This window comes from Thioalkalivibrio nitratireducens DSM 14787 (assembly GCF_000321415.2).
In the GTDB taxonomy this organism is placed as follows: Bacteria; Pseudomonadota; Gammaproteobacteria; order Ectothiorhodospirales; family Ectothiorhodospiraceae; genus Thioalkalivibrio; species Thioalkalivibrio nitratireducens.
In genome coordinates this window covers 1,121,307-1,139,684 of the sequence record NC_019902.2, presented here as the reverse complement: position 1 = coordinate 1,139,684, position 18,378 = coordinate 1,121,307, and the positions used below count along the sequence as shown (strand labels likewise).

General features: G+C 67.8%; 17 protein-coding genes. 3 read left to right on the top strand and 14 right to left on the bottom strand.

All coding sequences use genetic code 11. The annotated features are described in order from the left end of the window. Positions 1-44: 44 nt before the first annotated feature. Complete coding sequence (locus TVNIR_RS05565; RefSeq protein WP_015258007.1) at positions 45-1,307, bottom strand: glucose-1-phosphate adenylyltransferase; 1,263 nt, start codon at positions 1,305-1,307, stop codon at positions 45-47. Between the two features lie 606 nt (positions 1,308-1,913). Here TVNIR_RS05565 and TVNIR_RS05560 point away from each other — a divergent pair. Further along, the gene (locus tag TVNIR_RS05560) at positions 1,914-2,783 is read left to right on the top strand and encodes a pirin family protein (RefSeq protein ID WP_043740266.1); all 870 of its coding nucleotides are present in this window, start codon (positions 1,914-1,916) and stop codon (positions 2,781-2,783) included. Between the two features lie 42 nt (positions 2,784-2,825). On the opposite strand, the gene TVNIR_RS05555 is transcribed toward TVNIR_RS05560, so the two are convergent. The 8 genes from TVNIR_RS05555 to TVNIR_RS05525 form a co-directional block, all read right to left on the bottom strand. Then, positions 2,826-3,947: an ABC transporter ATP-binding protein gene (locus tag TVNIR_RS05555; protein WP_015258004.1), complete on the bottom strand. Its 1,122-nt coding sequence runs from the start codon at positions 3,945-3,947 to the stop codon at positions 2,826-2,828. A 12-nt stretch (positions 3,948-3,959) separates the two neighbouring features. Then, the gene (locus TVNIR_RS05550) at positions 3,960-4,793 is read right to left on the bottom strand and encodes a carbohydrate ABC transporter permease (RefSeq protein WP_015258003.1); all 834 of its coding nucleotides are present in this window, start codon (positions 4,791-4,793) and stop codon (positions 3,960-3,962) included. After that, positions 4,793-5,689 (bottom strand): carbohydrate ABC transporter permease, encoded by an 897-nt coding sequence (locus TVNIR_RS05545; protein ID WP_015258002.1) that lies wholly within the window; start codon positions 5,687-5,689, stop codon positions 4,793-4,795. The genes TVNIR_RS05550 and TVNIR_RS05545 overlap by 1 nt, the downstream gene beginning before the upstream one ends. Beyond that, positions 5,686-7,044 (bottom strand): extracellular solute-binding protein, encoded by a 1,359-nt coding sequence (locus TVNIR_RS05540; RefSeq protein WP_237251795.1) that lies wholly within the window; start codon positions 7,042-7,044, stop codon positions 5,686-5,688. The genes TVNIR_RS05545 and TVNIR_RS05540 overlap by 4 nt, the downstream gene beginning before the upstream one ends. A 121-nt stretch (positions 7,045-7,165) precedes the next feature. Beyond that, on the bottom strand, positions 7,166-7,783 hold the full coding sequence (locus TVNIR_RS05535) for a phosphoribosyltransferase (protein WP_043739421.1): 618 nt from the start codon (positions 7,781-7,783) through the stop codon (positions 7,166-7,168). Further along, positions 7,776-7,940 (bottom strand): hypothetical protein, encoded by a 165-nt coding sequence (locus tag TVNIR_RS19675; RefSeq protein ID WP_015257999.1) that lies wholly within the window; start codon positions 7,938-7,940, stop codon positions 7,776-7,778. Before TVNIR_RS19675 ends, TVNIR_RS05535 begins: the two co-directional genes overlap by 8 nt. A gap of 85 nt (positions 7,941-8,025) precedes the next feature. Then, positions 8,026-9,417, bottom strand: a complete 1,392-nt coding sequence (locus TVNIR_RS05530) for a nicotinate phosphoribosyltransferase (RefSeq protein WP_015257998.1) — start codon at positions 9,415-9,417, stop codon at positions 8,026-8,028. 68 nt (positions 9,418-9,485) lie between these two features. After that, on the bottom strand, positions 9,486-10,025 hold the full coding sequence (locus tag TVNIR_RS05525; RefSeq protein WP_015257997.1) for a macro domain-containing protein: 540 nt from the start codon (positions 10,023-10,025) through the stop codon (positions 9,486-9,488). 253 nt (positions 10,026-10,278) lie between these two features. Between TVNIR_RS05525 and TVNIR_RS05520 the strand changes: the two genes are divergently transcribed. Then, on the top strand, positions 10,279-10,974 hold the full coding sequence (locus TVNIR_RS05520) for an SDR family oxidoreductase (protein ID WP_015257996.1): 696 nt from the start codon (positions 10,279-10,281) through the stop codon (positions 10,972-10,974). A gap of 21 nt (positions 10,975-10,995) precedes the next feature. On the opposite strand, the gene TVNIR_RS05515 is transcribed toward TVNIR_RS05520, so the two are convergent. The 5 genes from TVNIR_RS05515 to TVNIR_RS05490 form a co-directional block, all read right to left on the bottom strand. Further along, complete coding sequence (locus TVNIR_RS05515; RefSeq protein ID WP_211263180.1) at positions 10,996-11,868, bottom strand: bifunctional nuclease domain-containing protein; 873 nt, start codon at positions 11,866-11,868, stop codon at positions 10,996-10,998. Between the two features lie 366 nt (positions 11,869-12,234). Further along, positions 12,235-12,462, bottom strand: a complete 228-nt coding sequence (locus TVNIR_RS05510) for a hypothetical protein (protein ID WP_015257994.1) — start codon at positions 12,460-12,462, stop codon at positions 12,235-12,237. A 5-nt stretch (positions 12,463-12,467) separates the two neighbouring features. Further along, positions 12,468-13,472, bottom strand: coding sequence for a YheT family hydrolase (locus tag TVNIR_RS05505; RefSeq protein WP_015257993.1), 1,005 nt, complete (start codon positions 13,470-13,472; stop codon positions 12,468-12,470). 128 nt (positions 13,473-13,600) lie between these two features. After that, positions 13,601-14,728, bottom strand: coding sequence for an NAD(P)/FAD-dependent oxidoreductase (locus tag TVNIR_RS05500; RefSeq protein WP_043739419.1), 1,128 nt, complete (start codon positions 14,726-14,728; stop codon positions 13,601-13,603). A gap of 566 nt (positions 14,729-15,294) precedes the next feature. Then, entirely contained in the window at positions 15,295-16,326 is a 1,032-nt protein-coding gene (locus tag TVNIR_RS05490; RefSeq protein ID WP_015257991.1) for a cysteine hydrolase family protein, read from the bottom strand. A gap of 434 nt (positions 16,327-16,760) precedes the next feature. Here TVNIR_RS05490 and TVNIR_RS05485 point away from each other — a divergent pair, with 434 nt between their 5' ends. After that, positions 16,761-18,239 (top strand): helicase HerA-like domain-containing protein, encoded by a 1,479-nt coding sequence (locus TVNIR_RS05485; protein WP_015257990.1) that lies wholly within the window; start codon positions 16,761-16,763, stop codon positions 18,237-18,239. The last annotated feature ends 139 nt before the right edge of the window (positions 18,240-18,378 follow it).

The following is an 18,378-nucleotide window of genomic DNA, read 5'->3' as shown; positions in this document are numbered from 1 at the left end:
GTTCCGTGCCGATCCGGAACGCAGGGAAGCCCCTCGGCCGGAACTCACTCGGCGTAGCCGCCACCGGGAATTCCACCGATGGGCCCGCGGGCGAAATAGCTCCCGCGGCCGCGGGGAACGACGGTGACGCCCGACTCGCTGACCTGGAACCGCTGGCGGTCCGTGTCGGGATCGAAACCGATGCGCTCGCCGGGCTGGATGTGGTTGTGGCGGTCGACGATCACCCGGCGCAGCTTCGCCCCCCGGCCGATCCGCGTGTAGTCCATCACGATGCACTCGTCGAGTTCGACGTCGTCCTCAATCACGGCCTCGCGGCGGATGATCGAATCCCGGATACGCACGCCGTCGTGGACGACGCTGGCGGCCCCGAGCAGCGAATTGTGCAGTTCGCCTCCCAACACGCGTGCCACCGGCCCCTGGTAATTGCTCGAGAAGATCGGCCACTGGGGATTGAACATATCGAACACGGGTTCATCCCCGAGCACGTCCTTGTGGGCATCGAAATAGGCGTCGAGCGTGCCGACGTCGCGCCAGTAGACGCGCTGCTCGTAGGACTTGATCCCCGGCACCTCGTTGGTCGCGAAATCGTAGGCGAAGAGCCGGTGATCACGCAGCAGGCGCGGCAGGATATGCCCCCCGAAGTCGGTCTCGCCGTTGCGGTGCGCCTCCTCCAGCGCCGCCATCAGCACGTCGGTGCGGAAGATGTAGTTGCCCATCGACGCGAAGGCACGCTCGGAATCCCCCAGTATCGGGTTCGGATTCGCCGGCTTTTCCTGGAATGCCTCGACACGCCCGTCCGGATCCGCCGAGATGATCCCGAAGCCCCGGGCGTCGCGCAGCGGCACCGGCAGCGCCGCGATGGTCACATCGGCGTCGCGCTCCTTGTGGAAGGCGACCATCTGGCGGATGTCCATCCGGTAGATGTGGTCGGCACCGAACACCACGACCAGATCCGGAGCATGGGTCTCGATCAGCCCCATGTTCTGGTACACCGCGTCGGAAGTCCCCTGGAACCAGCTCTCGCCGCTCATCATCTGCGGTGGTACCACCGTGACGAACTGGTCCGGCAGCAGCGGCGAGATCGTCCAGGATTTGCGTACATGCTCGATCAGCGATTGCGACTTGTACTGGACCAGCAGGTAGATCGTGCGGATCTGCGAGTTCACCAGGTTGCTGAGCACGAAGTCGACGATCCGATAGCGCGACCCGAACGGCACCGACGGCTTGGACCGCGCGGCGGTGAGCGGCTGCAGCCGGGATCCCTGGCCGCCGGCCATGACGAAGGCGATGATTCGGTCGGTCTGCATCTCAAGCACTCCTTCGCGCCCGAGGGGACGCGTACCCTGGTTTCGTTGCACCGGGCCGGCCGATCCGCACCGGATCTGCCCGATGGCGCGAAGCCTAAGCGAACCCGGCCCGCGGAACCACCCAGAGGCCGGTTGACGCGAGTTGACTGTCATCGCCAGCGGCCACCCCCGATGATGAAAGAGGCGTAGGGCGGAAAAGGCCGAAGGCCGTCATCCGCCATCCGGCGCCGGGGTTGCCGCAGGCGCCGGGGAGGCGCGAACGCCGAGCGGCGGATGACGCTGCGCTTTTCCGCCCTACGGATCACCCCGGACGCGCGCCGCGGGTTCTTTCACGTTAACTACACCGACATCCCGGCACCGCAACCTGCCCCTCCGACCGAGTGGCTGCCGCTACGACCCGCCACCCCGGTCGCAGGCAGGCGATCGTCGGCTGCACCGTTCGGGGTGACGGCCGATATCGCGCAGATCCTGCAGGGTGAACTGTCCCTGCCGCAGCCGAACGAAGACTATGAGCAAAGACGTGAGCAAAGAGACTATGGGCTAATCGCCGCATTCAGGCTGTGGCCCGCATGCCACGACCCGGCACCATCGAAGGAGGACATCGCGATGAAGAAGATCCTCGGCGTACACAGCGCTCCGTCCCGGCACTGGGTCGGCGACGGATTTCCAGTGCGTTCAATGTTCTCCTACGAGCGCCACGGGCAGGCGATCAGCCCGTTCCTGTTACTGGACTACGCCGGCCCGATGCATTTTGCGCCGGGGCACCGTCCTCGCGGCGTCGGCGAACATCCGCACCGGGGGTTCGAGACCGTCACCATCGTCTACCAGGGCGAGGTCGAGCACCTCGACTCGACCGGCGGCGGCGGCCGGATCGGCCCGGGAGATGTGCAGTGGATGACCGCCGCCTCCGGCATCCTCCACCAGGAATTCCACTCGGAGGCGTTCACCCGCCGGGGCGGCACGCTCGAGATGGTGCAGCTGTGGGTGAACCTGCCGGCTACCAACAAGATGTCCGCTCCCGGATACCAGCCCTTGCTGGACCTGGACATTCCCGCGATCGACCTGCCGGAAGGAGCCGGAACCGTCCGGGTCATCGCCGGCCAGTTCGAAGAACACCGCGGCCCGGCGAACACGCATACGCCGATGGACGTCTGGGATCTTCAACTCGCGGCGGGTCACCCGCCGGTCCGACTCGCGTTGGCGGACGGCTGGACGTCGATGCTGGTGGTCCTGCACGGCAATGTGCGGATCAACGGCCAGCAGGACGCGGAAGAGGCCCAACTGGTGCTGCTGGACCGCGCCGGCGACGGCGTCGAACTCGAGGCCCGGACCGACAGCACCTTGCTCGTGCTCCACGGCGAGCCGATCGACGAGCCGATCGTCGGCCATGGGCCGTTCGTGATGAATACCACCGAGGAGATCCGCGAGGCCGTACGCGACTTCAGCAGCGGCCACTTTGGCCGGTTGCCAGCCTGATTGCCCGGCACCCGGCGGATCCGGGAATCGGCGTGCCGGCCGCTACCTGCCCACGTCGATCGCGCGGCCCTGTTCGTCGAACCAGTACAGGCAGCCGGGCTTCGCCTCCAGCGCGACCGTCTGGCCGGGTTCCGGCGTCGTCGCACCGGACAGGCGCGCCGCGACCGCCCCCTCGGTCGGACCGACCCCGCCGGGGAGGGTATCGACCATCCGGTCCCCGGTGTCCACGTAGACGATGCGTTCGTGCCCGAGCACCTCGACCGCGCGCACCAACCCCTGCAACTGCACCTCCCGATCCCTGTGTCCATCGACCAGGTCGAGGTCCTCCGGCCGCAGCCCAGCGTAACGCGCCCGCTCCGGAATGCCCCCGGTGGGGGTGACCCAGCGCCCTCCGAGGCGCAGCGCGCGGCCCGCTTCGCGTGCCGCGACACCGGGTTCGAACAAATTCATCGGCGGGCTGCCCAGGAAGCCCGCTACGAACAGGTTCGCCGGCCGCCGGTAGAGGTCAGCAGGCGCACCAAGCTGCTGGATGACCCCGTCGCGCAGCACCGCGACGCGGTCGCCAAGCGTCATCGCCTCAACCTGGTCGTGGGTGACGTAAAGCGTGGTGACCCCAAGCCGCCGCTGCAGCGCGCCGATCTCCGCCCGGATCTGCACCCGCAGGCGGGCGTCGAGGTTGGACAGCGGCTCGTCCATCAGGAACGCGTCGGGCTCGCGCACGATTGCGCGTCCCATCGCCACCCGCTGCCGCTGCCCGCCGGAAAGTTCTGCCGGACGCTTGTCCAGCAGGTCCTCCAGCCCCAGCACCCGCGCCGCCTCGAGCACCCGGCGCTCGCGCTCGCCCCGGCGCAGCGCGCGCATATGTAGCGGGAACTCCAGGTTGCCGCGCACCGTCTTGTGCGGGTACAGCGCGTAGTTCTGGAACACCATCGCGACATTGCGCGCCCCCGGGCCGAGGGCGTCGACCGCGCGCCCGCCGATCCGGATCGTGCCGCCAGTCGCGGGCTCCAGCCCCGCGAGCAGGCGCAGCAGCGTCGACTTGCCGCAGCCGGAGGGTCCGAGCAATACCAGCAGTTCCCCATCCCGGACCCGCAGGTCGAGGCCGGGAATCACCGTGTGGTCCCCGAAGGTCTTGCTCACGTCGCTGAACTCGACTTCCGCCATGCCGCTCCCCACTCAGCCCTTCACGCCGGTGGACGCAACGCCGCGAACGAACCAGCGCTGGAACACGACGAACAGAAGCACCACAGGCAGTACCATCAATACGCCGAACGCCATGATATCGCCCCACTGCAGCGGCGGCAGGGTATAAAAGCTCGCGATTCCCAGCGGCAGCGGGCGCACCGCCTCCGAGGTGGTCATCAGCAGCGGCCACAGGTACATGCCCCAGTGGAACAGGAACAGCACGATCGCGACGCTGGCGAAGGCCGCCTTCGCGTTCGGCAGAACGATCGCGAAGAAGGTCCGCAGCACCCCGGCGCCGTCGACGCGGGCCGCTTCCTCGAGTTCCCGCGGCAGGCCCAGAAAGAAACTGTAGAACAGGAAGATCGCGAGCGGATTGGCAACGAACGGGATCGCCTGCACCAGCCAGTCGTCGCGCCAGCCCAGCCACGACAGCTGGTAGAACAGCGGGATCGCGACCGCCTCGAACGGGATCACCAACACCGCCAGCACCAGTCCCAGCATCGCGCCGCGCCCCCACCAGCGCAGGCGCGCGAGCGCGTAGCCGGCAAAGGCGTTCACCACCAGCCCCAGCCCGACGATCAGTCCGTTCACGATCAGCGAGCTGGCGAGATACAGCTCGAATGGCACCCGCTCGAACACCGCCCGGTAGTTGTCGAGGCCGACCGTGTCCGGAAAGAACGCGCGCAGGGTGCCGGCCTCGGCCAGCACCTGCTCGTTCGGCTTCAGGCTGGCGACCAGCATGAACAGCACCGGCGCCAGGAACAGCAGCGTGAACCCCAGCAGCAGCGCGTAGGCCAGCAGCGCTCGCAGACCGGCCCGGCGCATCACGCAACCTCCCCGCGCTGGCGCAGCAGGCGGCGCTGGATCAGCGCGATGCCCAGGATCACCACGAAGAACACGACGCTCATCGCCGCGCCCATCGCCACGTGCCCCTGGTCGAACGCGGTGCGGACCATCTCGTGGATCACCGTGTTCGACGCCTCCTGCGGACCGCCCCGGGTCATGATCCGGACCTGGTCGAACACCCGGAACGACAAAAGGGTGGTCACGATCACCACGAACACCAGCGGATTGCGCAGCCCCGGCAGGGTCACGTGCAGGAACTGGCGCCAACGGCCCGCACCATCGACCGCGGCGGCCTCGTAGAGCTGGCGCGGGATCGCCTGCAGCCCGGCCAGCAGCACGACCATCTGGAAGCCCGCGCCCTGCCAGATCGACGTCAGCATCACCGCCGGCAGGGCCCAGAACGGCTCGTTCAGGAAATCGCGGGGCTCCCAGGCACCCAAGGTCACGAACCCCAGTGCCGCGTTCAGCAGGCCGTCCGGCCCCGGGGCGAAGATCAACACCCAGACCACCGCGACCAGCGACAGCGGGAACACCACCGGCAGGAAGAACAGCGTCCGGAACACCGCGCGGCCGGCCAGCGGCCGGTTCAGCAGCAGCGCCAACGCCAATCCCAGCGCCGTCTGTACCGGCACCACGACCAGCGCGAACAGCAGGTTGTTCAGCAATGCCCGCGCCAGCCCGGTCTCGGTGAACGCCAGCGTGTAGTTCGAGAACCCGACGAACTCGAGCGGCAACGGGGACGCCATGCGCAAGTTGCTGAACGACAGGACCACCGCCAGACCGAACGGCATGAGCAGGAACACCAGCAGGCCGGACAGTGCCGGGGTCATCAGCAGCCAGGCAGCGGCGCCCTCGCCGGGATGCCGGCGGCTCATCGCGCTGTCCCCGCGACTTCCGGGTAATGGCGGTTATCGCGCAATTCCCGGTCGATCCGCCGGGCCGCCCAGCCCAGTGCCTGGACCGGTTCGGCGCCATGCCGGATATCCTGGAACGCACGCGCGAACGCGTCGCTGATCACTGGGTACGCCGGTGTCCGCGGGCGCGGGCGCGCGTACCCTTCCTCCAACTGGCGGGCGAACAGCCGCAGCGGCCCCCCGGGCCCGTAGAGCTCCGACTTTCGCACTGCGCTGCGGGTCGCGGGAACGCCGCCGTTCGCCTCGCTCATCGCCAGCACTTCCTCGGGGCGCAACAGGAACGCGATGAACGCCAGCGCCAGCTCCGGATCCCGCGCGCGCCGCGTGATGCCCCACTGCCAGGACCCCTGCCCGGTCACCGTCGCCTCGCCCAGGCGCGGCAGCGGCAGCAGCAGCAGATCGTCGCCGAGTGCCGCGTGGTAGCCGGGGAAGTTCCAGTGCCCGCCCCACGCCAGCGCCACCCGGCTCCGGGTGAAGGCTGCGTCGTCGAGGTTGGGATCGACGCGGCCGCGCCGGATCCACGACTGGACCGCAGCCATCGCCGCGACCGACTCCGGCCCATCCAGCGTCCCGCTTGCCAGCCCACCCGGTGCTCGATCAACCAGGTCGCCACCGGCCGACTGCAGCAGCGGCGAGAACGCGTAACTGAACCACTCGCCGGTGTAGTTCAGCTTCAGGTCCAGCACCTGCCCGTCCGGGTCGTCCCGGGCAAGGCGTTCCAGCAGGGCATCGAACTCATCGCCGCTCCAGGCGTCGCCGGGGTCGTCGGGAATCCGCGCCCCGACCGCCCGCAGGCGCGTTCGGTTCCCCCACAGGCCGAGCCCGGAGTCGAACGTGCCGATCCCGTACAACCGGCCGCGGTAGGTGCCCTGCGCGGCGATCGACGGCAGGAGATCCTCACGCAGCCCTGCGGGCAGCAGGTCGTCCAGCGGCCTCAGGTGCCCCTGCCAGGCGTAGCTGTAGAGATACGGCCCGTCGAACTCCAGCAGATCCGGCAGCCGGCCCGCGAGCGCGGCAGCCTGCACCTGCCCGTTGTACGACCCCTCGGGAATCCAGGTCAGGTCCACGCGGACTTCCGGCCGCTCGGCCCGAAAGCGGTCGATCTGCGCTTCCAGCGTGCGCCGTTCCTCTTCGCGGCCCGCATGGGCCCAGATCTCGATCCGTTGCGCGGAGTCCGCGGCCATGCTTCCATGCTCACCATCCCGACCACAACCGGGCAGCAGCGCCACCGCCAGCACCAGCGCCAGAACCGGCAGCGCAGGTACGGGAAGCCGGAATACCGGGGCCAGAGCCGCACGGAAGTCCATATGGGTCATCGTCACACGCGGGTTTCCCGTCTCCGGTCGCGTTCCTTGATGGCATTGGCGCCCAAGGTACCAGAAGCGCGGTCAACGAAGTGGCGGCGCGTGCCGGGCGCGCGCCAGCCGCACGACCCGGTCAGGGTCCCAGGCCGCCGTAGCGAAGCACGCGATCGAGTTCCGCGTCGCTCGGTTCCAACCCGTACTGCTGCCTCAGGCGCCTGCAGATCTCGTCGCGGTCCCGCGGCGGCGGTTCCATATCCCGGATGAATTCGGCCACGTCCTCGACCACCGCCCACGGGTAGAGTACCCAGCGCCACTGGCGGATCTCTCTGGCGATGAAATCGGCGCGATGCCCGGTCTGGGCCTTCTGATGCAGCACTGCGCTGCGCACCTGCGCCGGCGCGAAGCCCTCGACGTGCGGCAACGCGGCATCCAGCGTATCGCCACTGTCGTTCACGTCGTCGACCACGAGCACCTGCGCGCCGCGCACATCGCCGGACAGCGGCACGGTGACCTGCGCCCTTCCGGCCTCGCGAGCCCCGGCACCGTAGTGCTCGACCCGCAGACTCAGCAGCTTTTCCACGTGAAGAAAGTCGCACAAAAAGCGTGCCGGCATGAACCCCCCGCGCGCGACCGCGACCACCGTGTCCGGACGAAACCCGCTGGCGAGAACGGCCTGCGCGAGGCGGTCGCAGGCCTCGACCACCTCATCGAGCCCCACCAGCTGGACCGGTATCACCGAGGGCTCAATCATCCGCGATCACCCGCACGCCCGCCGCCCCCATCCCCCGCAGCGACTGCTGTCCCCCTTCCGGGGTCACCGGCCGGGTTCCTGCCTCGATCAGGAGAACCTCGAAGCCCTCGCGTCGGGAATCACCGGACTCCGGCGGGGTTGAGATCTCGGTCATCATGCGCTGCCACCTTTCGAGATTGTACCTACTTCGACCTCCGCCCCCGTCGGGTCGGTTCTTTTCCCCTCACGCGCGATGCGGGACGTCAGGTACCGGACCCTGCCGCCACGACGGACGCGCGCACGGAGGCCTGGTGCCGCTGTAGCGCGGGACTGACCTCGACCGGATACCCGGGTCCCGCCGGCTGAACGCCCCGGATCGGCGTCGGCAGGCGCTCGACCTGCTCCCCGGCATGGGCTCGCAGCGCATCCAGATCGACCGAGACACCGGGCCGGCGCCGGCCGCCCTGCATCACCGGCTCGAGCAGCGGACGTCCCGGCAGATTCTCGTCGAAACGGGCGATCGTGTCCCCGGCAAGAACCCCGTCGCGCTCCTGCCGGAACACCTGCTTGCGCCCGGGCAGGATCGGCTTTCCGCTCGAGAGTTTCAGGCGCCCCTCGCCCGCGTACTCGGCGAGCTTGTAGGCGATATCGAGGTCCGGGGCGTCGCTGGAGATGCCCATGCTGGTGCCGACGCCGAAGCCGTCGATCGGCGCGCCGTCGCGCAGCAGCCCGTGAATCTCGTACTCGTCCAGCCCCCCGCTGGCGAAGATCTCGACCTGCGCGAGACCGGCGGCATCCAGCATCGCCCGCCCTTCGCGCGCCAATGCGCCGAGGTCGCCGGAATCCAGCCGGATCGAACGCACGCGAAAGTCGGCACCGAGTTCGCGCGCGAGTTCGATTACTCGCTGGATACCGCCGAGGGTGTCGTAGGTGTCCACCAGCAGCACGGTGTCCGGGTAAAGCCGTGCGAACGCCCGAAACGCCGACGCCTCGTCCGCGTGTGCCTGGATGTAGCTGTGCGCCATCGTGCCCAGCACCGGCACGCCATGCAACCGGCCGGCCAGGCAGTTCGAGGTGCCGGCGACACCGGCGATGTGGAAGGCGCGCGCACCCTTCAGCGCAGCATCCAGGCCATGCATGCGCCGGGCGCCGAAATCGACCACCGGACGCCCTTCGGCCGCGATCACCATGCGCGCGGCCTTCGAGGCCAGCACGGTCTGTACGTGGATCTGGTTCATCACCAGCGTCTCGACCAGTTGCGCCTGGGGCAGCGGGGCCACGATCTCGAGCAGCGGTTCGTTCGCAAACACCGGCGTCCCCTCCCGCATCGCGAACACATCGCCGGTAAACCGGAAATCGGCCAACCAGTCCAGGAAGTCGTCGCCGAAGCGACCCAGCGAAGCCAGGTAGGCGAGATCCTCGGCTTCGAAGCGCAGCGCTTCGAGCTGGCCGAGGACCGTGTCGAGACCGCAGGCGAGCAGGAAGTTCCGGCGCGCCGGCAGGCGGCGCACGAACAGCGTGAACACCGCATCCTGCTGCATCCCCTCGCGGAAGTAGGCCTGCAGCATCGTGAGCTCATACAGGTCGGTGAACATGCCCAGAGCGTCGCCGTACGCAAGGCTCGGGGCGGACCCCTGTGTGGTTTCGTGCGTCATCGTCGTGTCCGTTTCGAGGTCATCCGGGCGCCGTGGCCCGGAGTTCGTTGTCGGGTGCCACTGCCGTGTCACCCGGCGAGCATGGCATCGCGCGTCCGCTGATGGATCTCCATCGCCTGCGTGTCGCGCAGCACGAACCGCACCCGCTCGACCGATTGCAGCCCGGGCAGCGTGACGATCACCGTGCGCAAGGCGATCCGGGCCGCGGGCTCGAGCGGAAAGCCGAACGCACCGGTCGAGATCGACGGAAACGCGATACTCCGGGCTCCGGCGTCGTCGGCCTGCTGCAGCGCGTTCCGATAACAGGCCGCCAGCAGCTCGTCCGCCGGTTCATCGTGTCCGAACACTGGCCCGAGGCAGTGGACGACATGGCGGTTCGGCAGGCCGTGCCCGCCGGTGATCACCGCCTGCCCGGGCGCGATCGGCGCAAGAGGACGGCATTCCTGCTCCAGTCCAGGGCCCGCGGCGCGGTGAATCGCACCTGCGACGCCACCGCCCGGGCGCAGCTGTGCGTTGGCGGCGTTCACGACCGCATCCATGTCCGGTTGCTCGGTGATGTCCCCCGTCACGCACTCGATGCTGCCGGCGGGAATGGTCCTGGTCGTCATCGGCGCTCCCTCGATCGCACGGTGGTACCGTCGAAGGACGGCACGGGTTCGCTTCCCCGAAGATAGTCAATGGCCCGGCCACGTGTCACTCGGCCCGGCCGCGGCACCGCCGCCGGTGCAGTGCATCGCGGCACCTGCGCACGATCTATCCGATGGGTGATCGGCCGATCGAGCCCCCCACACCCGGTCCCTCGGTTGACGGTCGCGGCCGTGCGACCGCTAGAATGGCCGGGTATTTTCCAGGAGCCAGGTGATGAAGACGGTAGTGGTAACCGGTTGCAGCCGGGGGATTGGGCTCGAGTTCGTGCGGCAGCTGCTGGCGCGCGGTGACCGAGTCTTCGCGGGGGTACGGCGGCCCGAAAGCGCAACGGTGTTGATGAACTTGGCGGCCGCGGCCCCGGAACAACTGACGGTGCTCCCGCTGGACGTGACCCAGGCCACTCACCGCGCGAACCTGGCGGCCACGCTCGGCAGCCGGGGCATCGATCTGCTGATCTCGAACGCCGGCGTCTACGGCCCGGTTCCGGACCGGCTTGGCGAGACCGACGAGGACGGCTGGCTGGAGACCTTCCGCGTCAACGCGATCGCGCCGCGCCAACTGGTCGAGGCGCTGCTTCCGCAATTGCGCGCGGGGAACCGCCCGTGCATCGGGCTGCTGAGCTCCAAGATGGGCTCGATGGGCGACAACGGTTCAGGCGGCGTCTACATCTACCGTTCGTCCAAGGCGGCGCTCAACGCCGTCGGGGTCAGCCTGGCACGGGATCTCCGGGACCAGGGGATCCTGACACTCGTGCTCCATCCCGGCTGGGTGCTCACCGACATGGGCGGACCCAACGCCGAGATCACGGTGTCCGAATCGGTCACGCGGATGCTGGCGATCCTGGACGGAGCATCGGCGGACGACAACGGGCGCTTCATCGATATCGACGGCAGCACCATTCCCTGGTAGTGCCAACGCCCGCGCCGCACCTCACACGCTCAGCCCCCTCCCGGGCCGCGGCTCGACATCCGGAGGCTGCAGATCCGGAACTTCGGTGGACAGCTCGATTTCGACGGTCTCGCCCTGCTGCCAGTACCGCAGGCGGGCATCGTCTCCGGACGGGGTGCGGCGAACCATCTCCAGGAAGTCCATCGGCGTCTCGGGGACTTCTCCGTTCACTTCCAGGATCAGCGCGCCGGGCTCGAGTCCTTTCGCCGCGGCCTCGCCCGCCACGCGGCTGACCAGCAGCCCCGGCCTATCGGGCAACTCCAGCGCCTCGCGCAGGTCGGGCGTGACTGCGCCCACCGTGATGCCCAGCGCCGTGACCACCGGGTCGTCGGGCAGTGCCTCGAACCCGCGTCCGCGAGTGGCCACCAGCACGTCGGGCGACACCAGGATCTGCGCGCCGGTACGCACTGCAAGCGCCAACGCGTCGCTGGGGCGGCTGTCGACGTAGACCAGATCGTCCTGGTGTTCCAATTGCAGTTCCAGCAACCCGATGTAGGTGCTGCCGACCAGGGCATCGACCATCACCCGCTGAACCGACCCACCGACCAAGCGGATCACATCGGTCAGCAGGTCGTGGGTCATCGGCCTGGGCACGGGAACTTCCCGCAGCGCCAGCAGGATGGCCAGCGCCTCGTTCGCTCCGATGCTGATCGGCACCACGTCGCCGGAGCGGGGTTCGCGGAGCAGTACCACCGGGGAACCGCTGATGCTCTCGACACCGACGGTCGCCAGTTCCACCGGGATCATCTCCTCCAGCGGAACCGTGGGTTCGCGGGCGGCCACCTGAAACTGCACTGCCAACAGCACCAGCAGCAGTGCGACCACGACCGACCGGTCTCGTAGCGGGGTCATCATCGTCACCTCGGGATTCCGTTGTAGGTTTCTGAGTCTTGATTATCACGAAACCTCCTCAGCCAGTGCGACACCGCTCTGCGGCGGTCGTCATTGCGGGCGTAGCGCGGCACTGATGCGCGCAGCGCATTGAACAGCCGAAGGCTGGCCCGCAGGGTGAGCGCAGCGAATACTCCAGGCGGCGCGGGGAGGACCATCGCGGTCTGGATCGCTACGTCCCGCCACGCTGCGCTTGCGGGTAAAGGCTTCGCTCCTCCCGATGACGCTGGTTTCGAAGATGGCCCGGTCCAGCTTACGGAGCTTCCGTGATAATCAGATTCTGAGTTGCGACCGGCGTCCGATCGTTTCGTTCAAGGGCGGTCGCCCCAGTCACATGCCGGCCCCGAAGGTCGAGAAGGTCTGGCTCGCCACCACCCAGAGCAGATACCCACCGTACGCAACCAGCATCGCCGCCGCCAGGATGCTGATCGGCCGGATGCCGCGCTTTTCGGGTACCGGCTCGCCGAGGTTGCGCAGGCGTCGCTCGCGCAGGAACTGCCGCAGCCGCCACCAGGCGAAGGCGATCAGCACGGCCAGTGTCACGATCTTCCAGAACATCCGGATCAGTTCTCCCGGGAAAGTTGGCAATCAGCGCCGGTCATGGTCTCCCGCAGGTGCTGCGACAGGAACGCGGGGATCCGCCGCGCCAGGTAGCGCCTGCCTGTACGCTCCAGAAACCCCGCATGTCCGCCACGCCGATGGCATTCCAGGGTGACCGGCTCGGACAGATCCTCTGGGGCGGGCAGACCATCGGGCGTCATGAACGGATCGTTGGCCGCATGGATCAGCAGGGTCGGCACCCGGATTTCCCCGAGGACGTGGATGCTGCTGGCACGGTCGTAGTAGTCGTCCACATTGGCGAATCCGTGAATCGGGGCGGTGATGCGGGCATCAAACTGCCGGAAGCTGCGCATTTCGTCCAGTCCGGCGCACAGGTCGAGACGCGCGAGCACCCGGCATTTCCTGCGCCACTGCCGCTTCAATTCCTCCAGGATACGGCGCTGGTAAAGGCGCGCCACGCCGCGATTCAGACAGCGCTCGGCGATATGCAGCCGGTACGGCACCGAGACCACGACCGCGCAATCGAGCAATGCATCGGCACCATCACGCGCCAGCGCATGGAGCAGCGCACTTCCGCCCAGGGAAACGCCCACCGCGGCCACCGCCCTACGCGGATACCGGCGGCGCAGTTGCATCACCACCTCCCGCGGGTCGTCCCCCTCTGCCATGTGGTAGCCGCGCAGCTGGCGGTTCGGCTCACCGCCCGCGCCACGGAAATGCATCACGCCGGCCCAGAAGCCGTGGGCATGCAGCGCTCGCAGCAGCGAAACCGCGTAGGCCGAACGGCTGCTTCCGGCCAGACCGTGCAGCAGCAACACGATCGGTCCACCAGGATCGGGCCCCCAGTCCAGCGACAGGAAATCGTCGTCCGGCAGCGTGACGCGCTCCCTGCGCAGCATCGGCCGGCGCCCCCACACCAGCAGGTTGGGCACGATCGTCTGCAGATGCGCGCCGGGCAGCCACCAGGCTGGACGGAACGGCCGTTCCGAATCGGCTTGCCCCATCATGCCACGGCTCCGGCGTCCGGTCGGCCGATCCGGGCACGCGCCGAAGAAGGCCCGCCCGCGCCCGCTCTGGTGCGGTAGATCGACGCCCGCGTCACGGGCGCCACCCTGCCGGTCGCTCCGCGCCGCACTCAACGGTACTGGCGCAGGTACCACCACTCGAACGCGCGCTTGGCCCAGTGGAACATCGGGGTGGCCGGCAGGATCACGCTGCGCTTCTCGGTGCGCTTGACCAGGATCCCGCTGGTCCGGGTATCGACGATGCAGATCAGTTCGGTCTTGTAGGTCTGGCTGGGTGCCTTGTCGGCAAACTCGCCGAGCAGGTTCGCCACCGCGGCCTCGGCCTGCAGATCCGCCATGTGCGCCTGCTTCGGCAGCCAGTCCGGCCCGGGGAAACTGCCCGAGTCCCCCGCCACGTAGACCTTGTCCTGTCCCACCACCTGGCACAACTCGTTCGCTTGCAGCAGCCCACCCTCCGAGCGCGGGAGTTCGGTGTCGTCGAACCAGGCATTGCCGGTCATGCCGGGCATGAACACGATCAGGTCGGCGCCGAACTCGCCGCCCTCGGTGATCACCTTGTCCGCCTCAAAAGCCTTCAGCTTGTGCCCGAGATGGGTCTCGATGTCGCGGCGCTTCATCTCCTTCAGCAGACCTTCCACCGCCTTCGGCCCGAGGCGGTTTCCGGGTTTCGGTGCGGGCGTGAAGAATACGAGCTTGAACCGGTCCCGGTCGCCCCGCTTGCGCAGGTGCTGGTCGATCCCGAACATGAATTCGAATACCGGGCCGCCGCGCATCGCCGAGGGCTCCTTCGGATTCCCGGCGAAGCCGAAGGCGATCGTGCCCCCCTGCATCGCGGCGATGCGATCGCGGATCGCGACCGCCGCCGGCACCCCTTCGCAGGGAGTGATCGAGTGCTCGATGCCCGGCAGCTTTTTCAGGAAGCGGCCGCCGGAGGCGATCACCAGCCCGTCGTTGGGCACCTCGCCGGCATCGGTGATCACCACCCGGCCGCCGTCGCGCAAGCCGGTGGCCGAGGCCTGGTGGTAGTTCACGCCCATGCGCCTGAAGAAGGGGTTCAGATCCACCACGACATCCTCGGGACGGCGCAGACCGGTGGGGATCCAGATCGTGCTCGGGTAATAGACGAGCTCGGGCTTCGGGGCGATCACGTCGATCGTCAGCTCGCGGTCGGCCGCGCGCAGCTTCCGGACGGCGGTCAGGGCACCGAAACCGGCGCCAATCACGGTGATACGGGTCATCAGCAGGGTTCCTTGTGACTGCAACCGCTGCATTGTAGGGGCTCGGGTGCGCGCGGGGCCAATTCCACCGGGCGCCCGACGACGGTCTCGATCGTCCCGTCGCTGCATGGCCCTGCAGGCCTGAACGAACGCCGGTCGTCCGCTATACTCTGGCGCTTCTCCACCTGCAAGCCCATCCTGCGCATGCCGGCCGGCCTGCCAGCCGCTCGGGACCGCCTGAGCGCCATGAAGAGGCGCGTTACCAGGAACTCATGGCGCAGCACCATTACCATTAAGCTTGACGATCTACCCAAGATCGCCGAGACGCTGTGGTATGTCGCCACATAGCAGGGTCAGTGGCTGACCCTGCTCAGGTTGCCGGTGGTGCTAGCGCTGGCGGCCGGCACTACGCTGTTCGGCATACGCGGCTACAAGTCGATCGCCGAACGGGCGCAATCGCTGGGGCAGGCCGCGCGCAGGCGTTTCGGATGCCGGCGCGAGCACGGCCGTTACGTCGTACCCAGCGCGTTTGTGCGCCGCAACTGTCTGGTGCGGGTCGGGCCGCCGGTCAGCGAACACTCCTGGATTCAAAGAGCGATATCCGGCCACTCGGCCATGGGCACGGTCGCGCGCACCACATGCATGCCGGCCTCGGCAAAGCGCTGGAATGCGGCCTCGGCCTGGTCGCTGTAGTCGGCCCCGGGAACCACCACCGGAGAGCAGCAATCTTCCAGCAGGTAGACCCGGTGGGCGAGTCGCGCGTCCCCCTGGAGCACCTCCGACAGCAGATCGTCGATGGTCCAGGCAACGCAGTGGCTCTTCGCCTGGCCAGCGATAATGACCATATCGAACTGAAGCAGCCCGTCAATCAGCTCCTGCTCCTTTGCTGCGATGGGTTCGCCGTCAGGATCCGTAGTCACCTCCGGCCCCAGGACGGAGTAGTGCTCCGTGAGTGGATTGCGCCCCTTGACGCGAAAATCCGGGCGGCTGTGGCGGGCGACCCCGTGGAAAAAAATTGCCTCTTCCACCGCCGAGACCAGGGCATGGCTGATGCCGCCGAGCATGGCGTGATAGGGCCAGACGGTCAGTGCATATTTGCCGCGCGCCTCAAGGGTGCGGACGTAATGGGCCAGGTGGCGCTGACCATCCTCCGGGCTGATACCCAGCGTGGCAGCGAGTGCTTCGTTGAAGCGCCAACGTCCCTGCCTGATATCGTCGATGGCGATCTGGGAGAAGGGCTCCGGATGGCTACCAAATGCGTCGATCAGGAAGAGCGGATGGAAGATCTGGAATGCGGTATGGGTGTCGAGCGTCGGAACAATCTGGGTGATGACCCCCAGGTTGCGGTAGATAAACTGACAGAGGCGCCGGTTGTCGTCCACCGCGCCTTTGCCTGAGCGCCCCCCCACGAAGAGTTCGAACCCGGGAACACAGAAGGTGTTCTGTACATCCACCGCCAGCAAGGCCACACGGCGACGATCGCTGGCGGCCGAGGTAACCCCATGTCTGGCTGCCCACTGTTCGGCCTCTTCGGCGCGTTCACGATAAGGAACTCGCCAGACGGACTCGACGCTCTCGGGGTCGAAATGGGGCGGGATGGGCAGTTCTCGAATGGCCATCGAAGACTCCTTAGCTGGACGAAGCCGCTTCGCGGAGAACAGCAACTGCGCCGCGCGAATTCTAGAATGCAGCCCCCTCATCGCCGAGGGGATGTTCCAGCAAGAACTGTGAGGCTGCACGACCATGAGACCAGCAGCCCCGTCCGACTTCAACCGGCTGCACGAGAGCCACCTCAAGCACCACTAAGGGCCTCTAAGCACCTTAAGCACCTATGGAACGGGAGCGTACCGACAAGAAATCCGGTGCACACCGTCAGGAGGTGGTCCTGGGCATCACGAGTCGCTCACCGCAAGAAGCCTCACCCGAATGCGAACTGGCGACCAACGGCGGCCACAGGCGCTACATAAACGGACCTCCTGCATTTTCCCGGGTGTACCAGGACCCTGCGTCGAGTCTAGAATGACGCCGGTCTCGTCACTGAGGATCCCCCGTCGTGCAGGAACACCCGCTGCTCATCGGTGCGGCCGGTCATCCCGTGACCATCACCGCGCGAATGGCCAACCGCCATGGCCTGATCGCCGGCGCGACCGGCACCGGCAAGACCATCACGTTGCAGGTACTCGCGCAGGGATTCTCGGACATGGGCGTGCCGGTGTTCGTGCCGGACATCAAGGGCGACCTCTCCGGGATTTCCGCCGCAGGCAGTGCCAGCGAACGCGTCTACGCGCGCGCCCGTCGCGTCGGGCTGGACCGCCTCGAGTTCCGCGGCGCGCCCACGATCTTCTGGGATGCACTCGGCGAACACGGCCACCCGCTGCGCCTGACCCTCGCCGACTTCGGCCCGGTGTTGCTGAGCCGGCTGCTGAATCTGAACGACACCCAGACCGGCCTGATGCAACTCGTCTTCCGCGTGGCCGATGACCGGGGATGGCTGCTGCTCGATCTCAAGGATCTGCTCGCGATGCTCGCCTGGGTCCACGACCACCGCCGGGATCTGAACAGTCGCTACGGCACGGTCGCCCCCGCAAGCATCGGTGCGATCCAGCGTTCGCTGCTGGCTCTCGAGGCACAGGATGGCGAACGGTTCTTCGGGGAGCCCGCGGTGACGCTGGACGATTTCCTGCAGACCGATGCCGACGGCAGAGGCGTGGTCAACATCCTGCACGCCGAACGGCTGTACCGGAACAGCCCGCTGATCTACTCGACGCTGCTGCTGTGGCTGCTGTCGGAGCTCTTCGAGCAACTGCCAGAGGTCGGCGATCCCGACAAACCGCGGTGCGTGCTGTTTTTCGACGAAGCCCACCTGCTGTTCCGCGACACGCCGAAGTCGCTGGTCGACCGCATCGAGCAGGTCGTCCGGCTGATCCGCTCCAAGGGCGTCGGGATCTATTTCGTGACCCAGAGCCCGACCGACCTGCCCGAGCCCGTGCTCGGCCAGCTGGGCAACCGGGTACAGCATGCGCTGCGTGCCTTCACGCCGCGCGACCAGCGCGCGGTTCGCGTCGCGGCACAAACGTTCCGCCCGAACCCGGATCTGGACACCGAGGCCGTGCTGACCGAACTCGGCGTCGGCGAGGCTTTGGTGTCGGTACTCGATGCCGCGGGCCGGCCGACCCCAGTCCAACGCACCCTGATCCGTCCGCCCGCGAGCCGAATGGGTCCTCTGACGAATTCCGAACGCCGCGCGATCCTCGAAGGCTCGGTACTCGCGGGCGTGTACGATGAACCGCTGGACCGCGAATCCGCGTACGAGATCCTGCAACAACAGGCCGAGGCCGCGCTCGATGCGGAACGCACCGTCGAGGTCCACCCGCAGCGCCCGGCCAGCACACGCAGCCCGGCCCGCGGCAGCCGGCGCCGGGAGGGAATGCTTGCCGCCACGGCGCGGAGCACGGTCCGCTCGATCGGCACCCAGATCGGTCGGCAGATCGTCCGCGGCCTGCTCGGCTCGCTGACCGGACGGCGGCGGTGATGCGGGCTCGGGCCCGGATCTGTTCCCGGTACTGCCGGAATGCAGACGGACCCGAATGGGCACGGGGGTGCCCCGCTGCCGGGAGCGGGCCTTGACGGAAACCCCGGATCCGTGTCAAGAGAGCATATATTCCCGGCTG

Bases quoted from the DNA above. Each gene is read 5' to 3' on its own strand.
- TVNIR_RS05565 (WP_015258007.1), bottom strand. From the start codon at position 1,307: ATGCAGACCGACCGAATCATCGCCTTCGTCATGGCCGGCGGCCAGGGA.
- TVNIR_RS05560 (WP_043740266.1), top strand. From the start codon at position 1,914: ATGAAGAAGATCCTCGGCGTACACAGCGCTCCGTCCCGGCACTGGGTC.
- TVNIR_RS05555 (WP_015258004.1), bottom strand. From the start codon at position 3,947: ATGGCGGAAGTCGAGTTCAGCGACGTGAGCAAGACCTTCGGGGACCAC.
- TVNIR_RS05550 (WP_015258003.1), bottom strand. From the start codon at position 4,793: ATGCGCCGGGCCGGTCTGCGAGCGCTGCTGGCCTACGCGCTGCTGCTG.
- TVNIR_RS05545 (WP_015258002.1), bottom strand. From the start codon at position 5,689: ATGAGCCGCCGGCATCCCGGCGAGGGCGCCGCTGCCTGGCTGCTGATG.
- TVNIR_RS05540 (WP_237251795.1), bottom strand. From the start codon at position 7,044: ATGACCCATATGGACTTCCGTGCGGCTCTGGCCCCGGTATTCCGGCTT.
- TVNIR_RS05535 (WP_043739421.1), bottom strand. From the start codon at position 7,783: ATGATTGAGCCCTCGGTGATACCGGTCCAGCTGGTGGGGCTCGATGAG.
- TVNIR_RS19675 (WP_015257999.1), bottom strand. From the start codon at position 7,940: ATGATGACCGAGATCTCAACCCCGCCGGAGTCCGGTGATTCCCGACGC.
- TVNIR_RS05530 (WP_015257998.1), bottom strand. From the start codon at position 9,417: ATGACGCACGAAACCACACAGGGGTCCGCCCCGAGCCTTGCGTACGGC.
- TVNIR_RS05525 (WP_015257997.1), bottom strand. From the start codon at position 10,025: ATGACGACCAGGACCATTCCCGCCGGCAGCATCGAGTGCGTGACGGGG.
- TVNIR_RS05520 (WP_015257996.1), top strand. From the start codon at position 10,279: ATGAAGACGGTAGTGGTAACCGGTTGCAGCCGGGGGATTGGGCTCGAG.
- TVNIR_RS05515 (WP_211263180.1), bottom strand. From the start codon at position 11,868: ATGATGACCCCGCTACGAGACCGGTCGGTCGTGGTCGCACTGCTGCTG.
- TVNIR_RS05510 (WP_015257994.1), bottom strand. From the start codon at position 12,462: ATGTTCTGGAAGATCGTGACACTGGCCGTGCTGATCGCCTTCGCCTGG.
- TVNIR_RS05505 (WP_015257993.1), bottom strand. From the start codon at position 13,472: ATGATGGGGCAAGCCGATTCGGAACGGCCGTTCCGTCCAGCCTGGTGG.
- TVNIR_RS05500 (WP_043739419.1), bottom strand. From the start codon at position 14,728: ATGACCCGTATCACCGTGATTGGCGCCGGTTTCGGTGCCCTGACCGCC.
- TVNIR_RS05490 (WP_015257991.1), bottom strand. From the start codon at position 16,326: ATGGCCATTCGAGAACTGCCCATCCCGCCCCATTTCGACCCCGAGAGC.